Origin of the sequence: Pontibacter pudoricolor, from assembly GCF_010092985.1 — a bacterium.
GTDB classification, from domain to species: Bacteria; Bacteroidota; Bacteroidia; order Cytophagales; family Hymenobacteraceae; genus Pontibacter; species Pontibacter pudoricolor.
The window spans coordinates 398,169-413,855 of record NZ_CP048106.1; the positions used below are offsets into that span (position 1 = coordinate 398,169).

Annotated in this window: 8 protein-coding genes; 4 read left to right on the top strand and 4 right to left on the bottom strand. The window is 46.2% G+C overall.

Annotation, left to right across the window (positions count from 1 at the left end; genetic code table 11):
- Positions 1–26: 26 nt before the first annotated feature.
- Positions 27–554, bottom strand: a complete 528-nt coding sequence (locus GSQ66_RS01810; protein WP_162425885.1) for an MCP four helix bundle domain-containing protein — start codon at positions 552–554, stop codon at positions 27–29.
- 346 nt (positions 555–900) lie between these two features.
- On the opposite strand from GSQ66_RS01810, the gene GSQ66_RS01815 reads away from it, so the two are divergent.
- Both GSQ66_RS01815 and GSQ66_RS01820 read left to right on the top strand, forming a co-directional pair.
- Positions 901–3,138: a heavy metal translocating P-type ATPase gene (locus tag GSQ66_RS01815; RefSeq protein WP_162425886.1), complete on the top strand. Its 2,238-nt coding sequence runs from the start codon at positions 901–903 to the stop codon at positions 3,136–3,138.
- A 27-nt stretch (positions 3,139–3,165) separates the two neighbouring features.
- Positions 3,166–3,372: a heavy-metal-associated domain-containing protein gene (locus GSQ66_RS01820; protein ID WP_162425887.1), complete on the top strand. Its 207-nt coding sequence runs from the start codon at positions 3,166–3,168 to the stop codon at positions 3,370–3,372.
- Positions 3,373–3,410: 38 nt separating this feature from the next.
- On the opposite strand, the gene GSQ66_RS01825 is transcribed toward GSQ66_RS01820, so the two are convergent.
- The 3 genes from GSQ66_RS01825 to GSQ66_RS01835 all read right to left on the bottom strand — a co-directional run bounded on the left by GSQ66_RS01825 (position 3,411) and on the right by GSQ66_RS01835 (position 12,172).
- A complete protein-coding gene (locus tag GSQ66_RS01825; RefSeq protein ID WP_162425888.1) occupies positions 3,411–3,791 on the bottom strand; it encodes a transmembrane 220 family protein in 381 nt (126 codons plus the stop codon).
- Positions 3,792–3,926: 135 nt separating this feature from the next.
- Entirely contained in the window at positions 3,927–4,946 is a 1,020-nt protein-coding gene (locus tag GSQ66_RS01830; protein WP_162425889.1) for a PorP/SprF family type IX secretion system membrane protein, read from the bottom strand.
- Positions 4,947–4,951: 5 nt separating this feature from the next.
- Positions 4,952–12,172, bottom strand: coding sequence for a gliding motility-associated C-terminal domain-containing protein (locus GSQ66_RS01835; protein ID WP_162425890.1), 7,221 nt, complete (start codon positions 12,170–12,172; stop codon positions 4,952–4,954).
- A gap of 1,097 nt (positions 12,173–13,269) precedes the next feature.
- Here GSQ66_RS01835 and GSQ66_RS01840 point away from each other — a divergent pair.
- Positions 13,270–14,664, top strand: coding sequence for an undecaprenyl-phosphate glucose phosphotransferase (locus GSQ66_RS01840; protein ID WP_162425891.1), 1,395 nt, complete (start codon positions 13,270–13,272; stop codon positions 14,662–14,664).
- Positions 14,654–15,481, top strand: a complete 828-nt coding sequence (locus GSQ66_RS01845) for a WecB/TagA/CpsF family glycosyltransferase (protein ID WP_162425892.1) — start codon at positions 14,654–14,656, stop codon at positions 15,479–15,481. Before GSQ66_RS01840 ends, GSQ66_RS01845 begins: the two co-directional genes overlap by 11 nt.
- Positions 15,482–15,687: the final 206 nt, after the last annotated feature.

A 15,687-nucleotide genomic window follows, 5' to 3' on the forward strand; every position in this document is an offset into this window, starting at 1 on the left:
GGTCCCCCGTTTGCGTGTATTAGTACTTATAGTGTCCCTAGTATGTTCAGAAATTTCTGTTGGCGATGGTAGGCAGGTGTCAGCTTAAGCTCTTCATACGAATCGTCCTGCAGGCCCTTTCGGCTTAGCTCAATAAGGTGATTCAGCATTTCAGCATACCGGTTCCTTTTATCCACGTATTGCTGTAACAGCTGTTTCCGGCTCGCTACTTTTATCAGTTCGCCTAGCTTGGCCAGATCCGTGTTTATAGCCTCATTCGCCTGTTTTATCTTTTGCTCAAGCCTTGCCATCGTTGCCGCATCCGTGGTATTGATGTGCCTGATGGCAGCGTTGTATACAAGGTCTTCTTTGTTGTGCAGGTCATTTATCAGCTCCAGCCTGTGAAGCGATTCCGAAACCATCCTATTATAGTTTTCCTGTACTTCACGGGCTGTCAAATACGAGTAGGCGCTGATGGTAAGCAATGCTACAGCCAGCACAGCAAACACAATTGTAGTATAGCGCGTGCTTATGTTTTGTTTACTATAGTAGTGTTCGTCTTGCCTGTTTTTCATTAGCTGTATTGTAGCTGCTTTGAATAGTATGGAGGATTACCTCTGCGAAGTATAAGCTTGACTTGAACCGGTAAGCAGGTAAGATAAGCATACTTTAAAACAGCAGTGTATGTTGGCATTACATTTAAACATTAAGATTAAAAGATGAAGTAATACTCAAGTCAGGATGCAAATCAGATAAGTCCTAAATATAATAGCTGTCTGCTAATATCCCAGCTTTTGTTTAGCATCAGAGGAAATAGTTATAAAATGGACCATCCGAAAATCTGTAAATGATAAAAAAGAATCTGTAACAGCAGGCGACTGGGGCGGTCGTATCTTTGTAGTGTAATAAAAGAAGAACAAGATGGCAACACTAACACATAAAGACTATGAAAAAGCCACTTATCCGGTAGAGGGCATGACCTGTGCGTCCTGTGCATCGAGCATCGAGAGCATGCTGCGCGCCCGCGAGGGCGTGGCTGAAGCTAACGTGAATTTTGCCGGAAAAAGCGTGCAGGTAACTTACGAGCCAACTATAGTTAATCCGAACCAACTACGCGATACAGTAAAGGAAATAGGGTTTGACATTCTGATTGAGACTCAGACGCAGGAGCAGCTGGAAGAGCGGGAGGCAAAAGCCATCCGATCACTGAAGCTGAAAACTATAGTTGCCGGGGCGCTGGCCCTCCCTGTTTTTATATTGGGCATGTTTTTTCATGACACATTCGCCTGGGGCAACTGGGCCATGTTGCTCTTAACTGCACCCATTTTGCTGTGGGCTGGGCAGCGGTTTTTTACCGGCGCATGGGCACAGGCCAAACATGGCCGAGCCAATATGGATACGCTGGTGGCGCTCAGCACAGGTATCGCCTTTATTTTCAGTGTTTTCAATACCGTATATCCGGATTTTTTCCTGAGCCGTGGCCTGATGCCGCACGTGTATTTTGAGGCTGTAGCTGTTATCATTGCCTTTATATTGCTGGGTAAATACCTGGAAGAAGGTGCTAAGAACCGAAGCTCGGCAGCTATTAAAAAGTTGATGGGTCTGCAGCCCAAAACGGTGCGCATACTCCGCGATGGAACTGAGCTGGAAATAAAGATTGAAGAGGTACAGGTAGGAGACAGGGTGATTTTGCTGCCCGGCGACCGCGTGCCGGTGGATGGTGAAGTGGCTGCCGGATCTACTTATTTGGATGAAAGCATGCTGAGCGGCGAGCCGTTGCCGGTACAGAAACAACCCGGCGATAAAGTTTTTGCCGGAACTATTAACCAGAAAGGCAGTGTGCAACTGATTGCTGAAAAAACCGGTGGAGAAACGATGCTGGCGCACATTATCAGAATGGTGCAGGAAGCGCAGGGAAGTAAAGCTCCTGTTCAGAAACTGGTTGATAAAATTGCCGGAGTATTTGTGCCGGTGGTACTGGGAATTGCCTTGCTTACCTTATTATCGTGGATCGTATTTGGCGGACAGGCTTACCTGACAGAAGGATTTTTATCGATGATATCGGTGCTGGTAATTGCATGCCCGTGTGCACTTGGCCTGGCAACGCCAACGGCTATTATGGTTGGAGTAGGCCGTGGAGCTGAAAACGGTATCCTGATAAAAGATGCGGAAAGCCTGGAGCGAGCCCATGAGGTAAACGCTGTTATACTGGATAAAACCGGAACTATAACCCTGGGTAAACCAACTGTTACGGACGTGGTCTGGGCAGATGATGTACAGCAACCAAAGCAGCTGGAGCAGTACTTTTACTCCATGGAAGCCCAGTCGGAGCACCCGATTGCACAGGCGGTCTATAGTTACTATAAAGAAGCAGGCGCCCAGGTGCAGCAACCCGACTATTTCAGCAGTCTGACAGGTATGGGGATTGAAGCTGACTTTAACGGAACAAGGTATTATGCAGGTAACTATAAATTGCTGCAGCAACACCAGGTAACTATAGCTGAAGAACTGGCCCAGCAAACTATAAAACTGCAGGAAGATGCCAAAACAGTGATCTACTTTGCTGATGCGAACCGGGCGCTGGCCATATTTGCAGTATCTGACCCGATAAAGGAAACTGCTGCGCAAGGAATAAAAGCCATGCAGGATGCGGGCATAGAAGTTTATATGCTGACCGGTGATAACAAACAAACGGCAGCAGCTGTAGCCCGGCAGGTGGGCATTAGCAACTATAAAGCCGAGCTGATGCCCCAGGATAAAGCTGATTTTGTAAAGCAACTGCAGGCAGAAGGCAAGCACGTAGCCATGGTGGGAGATGGCATAAACGATGCGCAGGCGCTGGCTACCGCCGACATCAGTATTGCAATGGGCCAGGGTACTGACATTGCCATGGATGTAGCAGGCATTACACTGATGCGTTCTGAGCTGACACAGGTAGCTGCGGCTATCAAATTATCCAGAGCAACCGTTAAAACAATTCGCCAGAACCTGTTCTGGGCCTTTTTCTATAACGTGATCTGTATTCCGGTAGCGGCTGGTTTGCTGTTTCCTTTCACGGGTTTCCTGCTTAGCCCGATGATCGCGGGGGCGGCAATGGCCTTTAGTTCAGTATCGGTAGTGGCAAACAGTTTACGTTTAAGAACAGTTAAGTTAAAATAAGTACACAGTTAAATAATTATGTTAAATATGAAAACCTATAAATTCAAAACCAATATTAACTGCGGCAGTTGCATTAAAGCAGTAACACCACACATGAACAAATTAGAAGGCATAACCTGGGAAGTGGACACCAACAATCCGGACAAGATACTGGAAGTGAAATCTGAAACCCTGGAAGCCTCAGAAATTAAAAATACTGTAGAGAAAGCCGGGTTTAAAGCCGAACAACTATAGTTACTATACCTTTAACAGGCACGAAAATAAAATGCTGATCACGAATGGTCAGCATTTTGTGTTAGGGGAGTAGTTGTTTTACTGAGTCGGCCGGGCATGATGGCGTACAGAAATATAACCACGCCAATCAGAAGCAATCCCAATGCTTCGCGGGCTTCTTCAATGTTTTTTATGTCGCCGCCGCCAACTTCCAGGCCTTCGTACTTTTCCGGCCACAAGTAAAGTGCTCCTAACATACAGGCTACACTAGTAATTGCTAACACCAGAACGGGCACTCTGCCAAATGCTCCCAGTATAGTTATAGCAGCTGCGTATAAATAAATCAGTATCCAGAGGGTAGCGTCGGGGTCATTGTACTGCAAGGCCGCAAAACTGATGAATACTAATCCGAGTATAATTCCGATGGTCTTCCTGAGCATAATATAACTATAGTTTAAACTATATAGCTATACCTAAATTTAAGCGAAAGGTTATAGTACAGGAAAGTAAAAAGGGCAGCTTTATGCTACCCTTTCTTTGTGTCTATAGTTTACAGAAGTTCTGTAGTTCCTGGCTTACCATGCCCATTCCGGACAAATGACTCTTCGGGTATTGCGGAGCTTAAAACCCAGCACTACTTCGTGGCTTCCGGCATGTCCTGTTCCTAACGGAGAGGTGCTTGCATCATAGGAATAAGCTAAGTCGAACAGGTGACTGATGTTCATGCCGGCCATGGCTGCAACCGACTCGTTGTGGCGGTACGTAAGGCCTGCCCAGAGCCTGTTGGCATACATTACTTTGGCAGATGCATCAAACGAAACAGGACTTGGCTGGGCCATTTTCACCATAACAGAAGGGATAACAGCCAGGTCGGGAGTCATATCAATTCTGTAACCGGCAGTGGCAAAGTAATGCTGCTGTAATCTTCCTTCTTTGTCTTCAGGAGTTTTGCTGTCGTTAATAAATTTACGCTTGCTGGGCACCAGTTGCGAGCCTGATGCGCCTACATAAAAGTTGTACGAGTAAAGCCACAGGCCCATGTTCAGGTCAAACTTCATTTCATTTACCCTACCGTCATAAATTGCCGGGTCGTTGCCCTGGGCGGTTGTTACACTTCCCGGATCCAGACTATACTGAATAATGCCCGGGGCAACACCAGCCGCTATCCGCAAAGACTTAGTGAGTGGCTGATGGTACGCATAGCTCATGCTGAAACTGCCACGCTTCAGCGGACCAGTTTTTGTGCTGCTTGCCATTGCGCCAATACCATGATGCGGACGGATACGCTTGTACTTGCTTGGCTTTTTAGTGCTGGCTTCTTTTGCATTTGTACCCAGGCGGCTACCCCTGTACGAAGAACTCATATCCTTGTTAAGAGGCATATGAAACGATGCATAATACGTTTGAGGCGCTCCCTCCAGGCCAGACCACTGGTGCCTTGTTCCCAGTTTCAGATCGGCATAGTCTTCTATACCGGAAATGGCCGGGTTAAGCAGGTAGTTGTTGGTAGAATACTGGGTGTACTGTGGTCTTTGCTGCGCCATTGCCTGGCTGGCAAAAAGTAACACAAATCCTAAGGCTAAAAGTCTTTGCATATACGTTATTTAACTATTGTTATACTTCCTGTTAAAGGTTTTTCGCCTGGCTCCAGCTGTATTACATAGTAGTAAGTAGCCAGTGGTAATTCCTGCCCGTTGTAGCGGCCGTCCCATGATGCCTGGTATCCGTTTGATGTGAAGACCATGGTGCCCCACTGGTTAAACACCTGTACTTTACAATTCGGGTATTTCTTCAGGTTGGCAATTTCCCAGGTATCGTTAATGCCGTCACGGTTTGGCGTAAACGTATTTGGTATCTCTACAAAAGGCAGCACCGTTATTGTTACTTCATCCTTAAAGGTACAGCCACCCGCCGTAGCTATAGTTACCGTGTAAGTAGTTGTCTTTTCGGGAGTTGCCACCGGGTTAGCTATGTTCGGGTTGTTCAGGCCTTCTGCCGGCGACCAACTATAGCTATCACCACCGCTTGCTTCCAGGGTTATGCTTCTGCCTTTAATAATTGTCTTATCAGGGCCGGCATCTGCCGAAGGCTCCATAACTGTTACCTTAACTGCTGTGCGGTCGCTGGCACATGACGATGCCACTTCCTGTACATAATAGGTAGTAGTATGTGTTAACACAGGCGTAGTAAAAGTATTGCCTACCGCCAGTACCTCACCTGAGCTTGCCGATGCATACCACTCCAGCCTACCTTCCTTGCCGGTTGCTTTCAGCGTAACACTGCTGCCGGAACAGGTCGTAACATTTTGGGCTACCGGGGCCAACGGCTGTGCATTTATGTTGATTACTACTGCGTTACTCACCAGCCCGTCGCACGACTCAGATGTTACAATTCTGCGGAACCAGGTTTTCTGCGTCAATGGCATCGGGCTATAGTTCTGGCCATTGTTAGCCCCCGGGGCAGTTGTAAATCCATTGTCTGCCCCTTCAGCACTGTATTCCCACAGGTACGTATAGTTGCCGCTGCCGCCTGTTGGCGTAGAACCGGTTAAGGTTGACGGAGCTGTGGCATAACACACTGTCTGGTTCGTGCTGATCTTGTTGTTGCTCATGGCTGGCTTCACCGTAATCATTACCTCCTGGCTGTTTTCAGAACGCGACCCGGAAATGACAACCCTGCGGAACCAGGTATCCTGTGTAAGTGCCGGCGGAGCATAATCTATCCCATTGCTGGCGCCCTTCGCTGATACCCAGGTAGCATCCGCTTCTCCGGTTTTGTACTGCCATTGGTAAATGTAATCTCCTTCGCCACCTTCCGGAGTTGAGCCCTTCAATGGTTTTGGCGTATTGCCATAGCAGATTACCTGGTTGGCCTGTATGTTGTTATTCGAGATACCTAATGTGATCGTGATCTTAACCGGGTTCGAGATGCTTTCGCAACCACCAGAGTACACGCGTCTTCTGTACCAGGTATCAGCATTCAAAACACCCGGAGAGAAGTTCTTGCCATCATTCAGACCAGTTGCCGTGGTATAGTTCTGTCCGTCTGTACTGACTTCCCATAGGTAGGTATAAGTATTGTTGCCGCCAGCTGGCAGCGAGCCTGTTAACGGTGCCGGGCGCTGACCTGCATAGATCGTCTGGTCTATAGTTATTGTGTTCTTCGTGATCTGCGGCGATACTGTTACTTTTACGACATTAGATATATGCGAGCACGCACCTGAAGTAACTACTCTTCTGAAATAAGTTGTAGTGGAAAGTGCGCCTGGCTGGTAGTTTACACTTTTGCCATTTGAAGCAACAGGAGCGAAGGCTGCCGGCGTGTTTGATGTAGCAGATTGCCATTCATAACTATAGGTACCATCACCACCTGACGGAGCAGAACCTTTCAGTTGCGCAGGTGCAGATCCAACGCAGACCATTTGCTCTTCTGTGATCGTGTTTTCAGAAATAACCGGATTTACGTCTATCTTAACGGCTACTGAATAATCGAAGCATTTGCCTGACGTTACCTTGCGGCGGAACCAGGTTGGCTCAGTTAAAGCTGCCGGCTGATATGACTGGTTGCTGTTCACGCCCGGTGCAGTTCTATAGTTTATGCCATCGGTACTTACTTCCCAGATGTATGTAAAGGCACTGATGCCACCTGTATGCTTAGAACCATTGATAGCGCCCGGCTTTCCGTTTTCGCAAACTATAGTTTCCGATGCAACTATACTATTCGCAACTATAGCCGGATGAACTATAACCTGTATTGCTGCGCTTTCGATCTGAGCACATGGGCCGGAAATTACCGTACGCTTGTACCAGGAAGTTTTAGAAAGTTGGCCTGGCCGGTAATCTTTTACATCGCTGTCCGGGATTTCCGTGAACGAGGTGCCATTCTCGCTGAAAGACCAGCTATAGGTATAGTTGCCATCGCCACCGGTCGGTTCAGAACCTTTTAGCAGTGCCGGAGTTTCGCCTTCGCAAATGGCTTCTGCTATAGTTAAGGTATTGTTTTCCAGTGCTGGAAGTACTTCTACTTTCACAGCTTCACTCACATTTTCGGTACATGGTCCGGAGATGGCTACACGGCGGAACCACGTAGTTTTAGTGAGCGCAGTTGGCTGAAACGTTTCCGAAGTAGCGTTGGCTATCGTTTTAAACTCAGTATCTACGCCTTCGGTTTTCTTTTCCCAACGGTACGTAATGCCAAGTATGTTTCCACCTTCCGGACGCCTTCCCGAAAGCACGTCCGGAGTCTGGCCGGCACAAATGGCTTTTGTTGGAGCTATCAGGCTGTTGTTGGTGATGTTTTGGTTAACTGTAACTGTAACAGCTGTTCTTTCAGAGCTTCCGCAGCCATTGGCATTAACCGTCTCTACATAATAAGTAGTGGTAGTCGTTAGTGCCGGAGTTTCAAAGTTGCGGCCATTATAAACCGGATTTTCTGCATCTGCACTAATGTACCAGTTATAGTTGCCTGATGCCGTTACAGCAAGCGTGGCCCTGGTGTTTTCGCAGATAGTAACAGGAGCTACAGCAGGTGCAACCGGTAGCGGAACAACTGTTATTTCAATAGCCGGCGATACATCCACACACGATCCGGATAAAACTTCGCGTTTATACCAGGTGGTGGTAGCTACTTTACCCGGCGTATAGTTGGGTTCCTTGTTTTCCCCTTCTGCGAGCGTATAAGCGCCATCGGCTCCGGTTGTGCTCACTAACCAGCGATAGCTATAGTTTTCATCGCCGCCAGTGAGCGGGTTGCCGCTCAGCATAGTTGCTTCCGTGCCAAAACAGATTACCTGGTCTTTTGAAATGATGTTATTGGCGATAACCGGGTTAACATGAATCTTGATAGTGTTACTAACGCTGGCACCGCACGGGCCACCAGTTACTTCGCGCTTAAACCAGGTGGTTTTAGTAATAGCACCCACAGAATAGTTAATGCCGCTGTTCTGGCCTGTTGCCAGTGTAAAGTTCTCGCCATCGGTACTCATGTACCAGCGGTAACTATAGTTGCCATCTCCGTTTTCAGGCTGTCTTCCTTCCAGCACTTGCGGAATAGCGTTAGCACAAACTGTTTGCTCCCCAACTATAGTATTGTTTAAGATGGGCTTATAGATCGTGATCTTTACCGGCTGGCTGATGTTAACCTGGCAGGTACCGGACGTAACTTTTCTGCGGAACCAGGTTGTTTCTTCTATAGCTCCCGGCTTATAGTTCTGTTCGGTGTTTGTGCCTGTAGCTGCAGTATAGTTTCCGTTCTCGCCAGTTGTGCTCATCTCCCACAGGTAACTATAGGTTTTGGTACCGCCGGTGGGTTCGCTTCCGTTCAGCTGTTCAGCTTCCGTGCCGATGCAGTAAGTTGCATTTTCAGTTACTGTATTGTTATCAATAACTGGTGTTACACTTACTTTAACCGGCTCCGATACATGCGAGCAAACGCCTGAAACAGCTACTCTGCGGAACCAGGTTGGTACAGTAAGTGTACCCGGCTGGTAATCTTTTAGTGTTGCTCCTTCTATTTTGCTGAAGCCTTCTGTAGCAGATGTTGTGCTGATTTCCCAGTAGTATGTATAGTTGCTTTCGCCGCCAATTGGTGTAGAGCCGATTAATTCTGCCGGAGCTTGTCCGGCGCAGATCTCAGCAACTTCTTCTATCGAGTTGTAATTAATTACATCCAGTACGGTTATAGTTGCCGCCGTTCTTGGGCTGATGCAGCCTTCGATTACTGCCTGCACATAGTATGTTTTGCTTTCGTTTACAGCTGCAATACCGAACGATCTGCCCTGGTAAAGCATTGTGCCGCCTTCTGCTACATCAAACCACTGGTAAATGGTGGCATTGCCCTGTGCTACTAACGTTGCACCGCTGCCCGGTCCGCAAAGCGTGACAGGAGCTACTGTAGGTGCCGGTGTTGCCGGGCGAACTGTAACTTTTACAGGCGTGCGTACGCTGGTACAGCCACCTTCTATAGTTGTCTCAACATAATAGGTAGTTGTTGTCTGCAAGGCTGGAGTTTCAAATGTAGCGCCTTCGCCCAGCAGTTTACCACCAGTTGCAGCATCGTACCAGGCTAGTTTTCCAACCGGATTCTGTACTTGCAGCGTTGTGCCGAAGCCCGGGCAGAGAATAGCAGGAGCTGCTACAGTCGGAGCCTTTGGAAGTTCGTTTACTGTAACCGTTACCTGATCTGATGTTGCACAGCTGCCTTCTCCGAAACTATAGGTCAAGGTGAATGTTCCCGCTTTAGATGGTGTAAACTTTCCGCTTGCTGTCACCAGTTCTGATCCGCTCCATTTGCCGCCTGGTAAGTTAGCAGTTAAGTTAAAGCTGCCGCTGTTCAGGCAAACCGTAATATCCTCACCGGCATCCGCAACTGGTGCTTCGTTTACAGTTACCTGCATGGTGCTATAGTTGCTGCAGCCTTTCGGGTCGGTGTATGTGTAAGTTAATGTGATAACTCCTGTTTGCGTTGGCGGCGTAAAGGTGCCATCTGCAGTTACATGCTCGCCGCTCCAGGTACCGCCAGCCGGGTTGCCTTGTAATTTAGTCGCTACCGGTTTGTTACAAACTATAAGATCTGCACCAGCGCTAACAACAGGTAGCGGGTTTACTTTTATAGTTATTTGTTTTGATGTGCTGCAGCCTGTTTCGTTATTAAAACCGGTTACTGTATAGGTTGTAGTTTGTGCCGGAGTAGCTGTTATGCTGGCACCTGTTGTAGCGCTTAAGCCCGTGGCCGGAGCCCACTCGTAGCGATCTGCGCCTGCTGCTGTAAGCATAGCCTGCCCTTGTCCAACGCATATTTCAGCAACATCAGCTTTTACTTCTACTTTTGGCGGCTCATTCACTATAACTGTAACAGTGGTTGTGCTGATGCAGCCTGTTACGCTGTTTCTGCCGGTTACAGTATACGTTGTGGTTTTGGTCGGTTTTGCTGTAACCGAGTTGCCATTAGTTACGCTTAAGCCATCCGCAGGTGCCCAGGTATAGGTATCGGCACCGGTTACGTCTATAGTTGTACTACCACCAAGGCAGATATTCGGCGTTGCGGCAGTAGCTTTCAGTTCCGGTAAAGCATCGATTCTGATCTGCTGTATAGCCGGTTCTGACTCGCCGCACTCGTTTATAGCCACCACGCTAACAGTATATACACCTGCTTCTGTAAACGCTATAGTTGGGTTAGCTGATGTGCTGTTACCGGAAGTGAATTCTGTAGTGCTTCCGCCCGTAACTGTCCATTTGTAGCCGGTTATAGTTCCGGATTTAGTATCGTAGGTTGGTTTGTGTGCAGCGTTTTCAGGAGTAAAAGCTATAGTTTGCGGACCGCAATACACCGCATTTGCAGGTAGCGTAACAACAGGTTTACTACGTATAGTTACCTTTTCTTCTTTAATGCTTGCCGGCGCACAATTGTTGGTAGCGGTCAGCTTAATCGTATAATCGCCAGCGTCTGTAAAATTGAATTCAGGATGCTCAGAAGTAGCAGAGGAGCCTGACGCAAAGCTCCAGCCTTTTGTCGGCGAAACTTCCCATTTGTATCCGATACCGTCTCCTGTGGACGTATTCTGTGTTTTAAATGACGTAGGCGTACAGTTGTCGGAGGAGCCTGGCTGTAAAGTGAAGTTTGCTTTTGGTGGCTCACTGACAGTAATTTCCATTTCCTTCGAGCTCAGTGCGCAAGTTGTGTTCGGGTCTAAAGGCTTTACAACCAATATAAGCTTATACTCGCCCGGCTGCGTAAACACAATTTTAGGGCTCTTAGAGTTGGCAGTACCCGAAACAAAACGCCATCCTGTTGCTGGTTCTATGGTCCACTCGCTCAGGTAGTTATCTGTATTGTTAGTGGCGTCGTACCCACTCTTGGTCAGGTTTTGCAGGTTTACAGGCTGGTTAATGCACAAAGACTCTCCACCGGCAACAGCAAAATCAGCTTCAGGACCTTTGGAAATACGGATACCTGAGAATGTTGCGCGCGATGAGCTACATGGGTTTTTGGCAAAACCGGTTAATGTAAAACCAAACTCAGTGTCTTTTGAGGATTCGTTGAATGTATGCTCAATGTAACGGTCGGCTGGCAGTTCGGCGTGCTTGTAGGTTATGGCTGGCGTGCCATCATCGAACTGGAACGTGTACACTGTTTCTGGTGAGTTTCCTTCTACACCGGTAATTTTAAATCGGTAGGTTGCCGGCGCACATTGTGTGTTATTACCGTCGCTGGAAATACCAAGACCAGGATTACTGCCAACAAACATGCGTTTTATAGTGGTAGTAGTGCAGCCATTTTCTCCTGTAACAATTAGTGTAATGTCATATCCGCCGGAAGCTGTATAGGTGTGAGAGGCGGTTTCGAAGTTTTTGCCATACGTATTGCTCTTGCCATCGCCCCAGTTAATCAGATACTCTTTGTTTGTTTCTTTGGTAGTAGAGGTGTTTTCTACAGTTAAGATAAACTTAAAATTAGTTGTATTGCCTGCGTAGCTGCAGTAAGTGAAATTAAGTTCCGGGTAAACAGGATCTACGAGGTTTGCGTCCGGGGTGCCGGCTATAGTTATTGTTTCAGAAGTAGCTTCGCAGTTCTCTGCTGTAGTGGTTTTAACCCAGTAGGTTCCGGGCCTGGTAACGCTGATGCTGGGAGTGGTCTCGCCAGTTGACCAGGTGTAGGTTTTAGCTTCAGAAGATTGTAAAACGATAGCATTTACGTTGCAGAGAGAGGTTCCTGCAGGAGTATTGATGACTGGTTTACAATCCTGAGCAGCAGCGCTGTTGCACCACATCCCAAAGAAAAGGACAAGGAGAGGCAACAGACTGCCTTTAAGAAATGGCTGCATGGCTAAAAGTTGTAAAGTTTATTACAGAAGCAGTTTTTTAATTGTATTATTAATTGTATTAAAAGTAAAACAGTAAATGGAAGGTCATGCTTTCCATCTTGTTTGGTAGTTAAACAGGGACATTCGTTTGTCTTGCATTTTCAGCACAACAATGCTCCTGTCATCCACTTAACCCGGCCAGTTTAGTCCAGGCTATAGTCTCGAACGAAATGAAATAATATAATCAGATCGTTTTCTAAAGAACCAGCCGTGAATTGTAATTTAAAAAGTATTGTAAAGTATAAATCACGATGACAGGCTAACCAATTTTAAAAAAAATTAGTTTAAATCATCTGCTTATTTTTTAGAAAGATACCTGTTTTCTACGATTGTAACTCATTTGGGCAGTGAATTTTAAGAAGATAATCAGTGTCCAGGCTTTAATTGCTTCCTGAGCCTGATCAATCAAAGAATCTGAATGTTTTTTTGTATATTGTATTAACCCAAGTTTTAATTTAAAATACTGTCTGCAGTAAAACTTCTGTTAGTTACAGATATGCATTTTTGTATGCTACCCAATTCCGGAGCTCCGCAGTTGCCCGGTTTTTATTTCCCCGCTAACTGATTTTATTAAGGCCCCTCCACAAAAAAATCTTCCACAGTTGCATTTCAACTTTGGTCCGGAATAGCCGGTAATTATAGCGTTAAATGTAAAAAGTACAATTGGTAGTAACACGCATGAATGTGCGTTTAACCCTGTGTTATGGCCTAAAATAATGCGAAAAACGGCTGTAGTTGTTAATATATGTATATTTAGATATAGTAAGTTTTATTTATTAATCAATTTTAATTATTTAATAAATATAAGGAAAACACTAAACCATTAAGAAACTACACCCGTAATTTAGACTGCTCGGAGAAAGGTGAGGAACCTACTGGCAAAATACTTATCATACTCCGGCGCCAATTAGTTTATACTATTTTATCGTGTAAGTCTGAAACGTTCCGGAGAAGCCGGATTTGAAGTTGGAGCGCATGCAGCCAGTAACAAGTATGCAGAACATTATTCGATAAAATGACCAGAGTTTATATGGTTAAAATTTTACAGCGTCTCAAAAATGAATAAATATCAGCATTATTACAGCTTCAACAGGATTATTCTGCTCATCCTGGATGTAGCCCTAATAGCCCTAGCATTTAATTTATCAAATCTCTTCAGGTATGGAACAGTAGCCTTAGACCACCAGTACAGCATCTTCTTTGTGTTGTTTGCCCTGGTATGGTGGATCGTATCTGGTTTCTCTAATTTCGTATTCCGTATAGATGGTTTCCTGCCGATCGGCAAAAAGCTGGCAAACCTGATTAATGCCTTTGTACTGCACGCCTTTATTCTGGCAAGTTGTATCGTAATCTTTAACCTGGAAGAAATTTCACGTCTTCTGCTGCTTTATACTTACTTGTCAACCGCCATGCTGATTGGTTTCAGCAGACTGATGTTCACACAGTTAAGCCGTTACTTTACTAAGTCGGACATGGCATATTCCCGCTTTGTAGTTGTAGGCAGTGGCCAGGCAGCAATTAACCTGTACCATACGTTCGGGAACGAAGAAAACCCTGGGACTAAATTTATGGGTTTCTTTGATGACGAAGTAGATGAAAATAATCCATATGCTAAACTGGTAAAAGGCTCTATCGAAGATCTGCAGGATTACTGCCTGCAGCACAGCATTGATGAGATTTATTACACTAAACCATTAAATAACAGAGAGCAGGTAGATGAACTTACCAGTTTCTGTGATGATAACTTTGTATACTTCCGTATTGTGCCTGATTTCAGTGCTATCGTGCAGAAGGATGTAAACTTATACTTCTATCATAATATCCCGATGATCAGTGTGCGTAAAGAGCCACTGGAGCAGGTTACCAACCGTGCCATCAAACGTGTATTCGATATCGCCTTTTCAATGGCCGTTATCCTGCTGATTTTCCCGATCGTGCTGCCAGTTATTGCGCTTCTGATCAGAATGGAATCAAAAGGGCCGATCTTCTTTAAGCAGTTGCGCCCGGGTAAAAAGAACCGCCTGTTTGTATGCTACAAGTTCAGAACAATGTTTGTGAACAACCAGACAGAGCTACAAGCAACTAAAAACGATCCGCGAATCACCAGGATTGGCGCTTTCCTTCGCAAAACCAATCTCGATGAGCTTCCGCAGTTTTTTAACGTACTGTTAGGCGACATGTCGGTGGTAGGGCCGCGTCCGAACCTGGTATCGCAGCTGGATCACTATTCAAAAGTTATCACAAAGTACAAAATGCGCCATTTTGTAACACCGGGCATTACCGGGTACGCACAGGTTAGCGGCTTCCGCGGCGAAACCAAAGAAGTGCACCTGATGGAGAAACGTGTAGAGTATGATGTAAAATATATGGAGAACTGGAGTTTTATGATGGACATGAAAATTATTTTCCTGACCGTGTGGAATATGATAAAAGGCGAGAAAAATGCTTACTAATGATACCTATACCAAACCTGCCGCTACACCACCCTTACAATTAAAGCGCAGGTTACTTACCGCAGACATTACAGCGGGTTCTTTTAAAAGTTTTGTAGAGCAGGTGTTCTGGCTTAGTGAGCACAAAAAGTCGAGTTATGTGTGTTTTGCCAACGTGCACATGCTGGTTGAAGCGTATAAAGACAAAGACTTTAACAACATACTAAATAATGCGGATGTGGCCTGCCCGGACGGCGGCCCCCTTTCCAAGCTAATGAAACTGCTCTATGGGCAGCAGCAGGACCGGGTAGCAGGCATGGACCTGTTACCTGCACTTCTGCAACAGGCCGCTGCCCGTGGCAAATCGGTTTACTTCTATGGCTCTACCGACGAGGTGCTGAAAGCTGTAGTTGAAACCGCTAAAAAGAAACACCCTGAGTTAAAGATAGCTGGTTACTATTCGCCGCCTTTCAGGAAACTGACGGATATTGAAGATACAGCTATAGTAGACATGATAAATGCAACTGAGCCGGACCTGGTATTTGTAGCCCTGGGTTGCCCGAAACAGGAGCGATGGATGGCCGAGCATAAAGACAGGGTAAATGCCTGTATGCTGGGTGTAGGCCAGGCCTATATGACCTTTGCAGGACTTGAAAAACGTTTGCCAAAATGGGCACGCGACATGTCGCTGGAGTGGGTGTACAGACTGGTTCAGGAGCCGAAACGCCTCTGGAAACGCTATCTGGTTACGAATAGTGTATTTGTGGCACTTGCTTTAAAATTGATCTTACAACATAAAACGGGATTTAACCCCGGGCAGGAATCGATGAGCAGGTAAGATTTACAGACCTAAATATGTAAGATGAGATATGGCACTTACATAGAACATTATTATCGTTATAGAACAAATTATAGCCATTACCGGCGCTGTGTAGTACGGTACTATACCAAGCTGTGCCACTCCCGCCGAAACAACAGTGCCATTCTCTATCCAAAGCAAATGTGTGTGGCTACCTGCATGCAATTTTATACCTCCAGAAAATT

Coding starts and splice junctions, on each gene's coding strand:
- GSQ66_RS01825 (WP_162425888.1), bottom strand. CDS start 3,791: ATGCTCAGGAAGACCATCGGAATTATACTCGGATTAGTATTCATCAGT.
- GSQ66_RS01820 (WP_162425887.1), top strand. CDS start 3,166: ATGAAAACCTATAAATTCAAAACCAATATTAACTGCGGCAGTTGCATT.
- GSQ66_RS01840 (WP_162425891.1), top strand. CDS start 13,270: ATGAATAAATATCAGCATTATTACAGCTTCAACAGGATTATTCTGCTC.
- GSQ66_RS01810 (WP_162425885.1), bottom strand. CDS start 554: ATGAAAAACAGGCAAGACGAACACTACTATAGTAAACAAAACATAAGC.
- GSQ66_RS01815 (WP_162425886.1), top strand. CDS start 901: ATGGCAACACTAACACATAAAGACTATGAAAAAGCCACTTATCCGGTA.
- GSQ66_RS01845 (WP_162425892.1), top strand. CDS start 14,654: ATGCTTACTAATGATACCTATACCAAACCTGCCGCTACACCACCCTTA.
- GSQ66_RS01830 (WP_162425889.1), bottom strand. CDS start 4,946: ATGCAAAGACTTTTAGCCTTAGGATTTGTGTTACTTTTTGCCAGCCAG.
- GSQ66_RS01835 (WP_162425890.1), bottom strand. CDS start 12,172: ATGCAGCCATTTCTTAAAGGCAGTCTGTTGCCTCTCCTTGTCCTTTTC.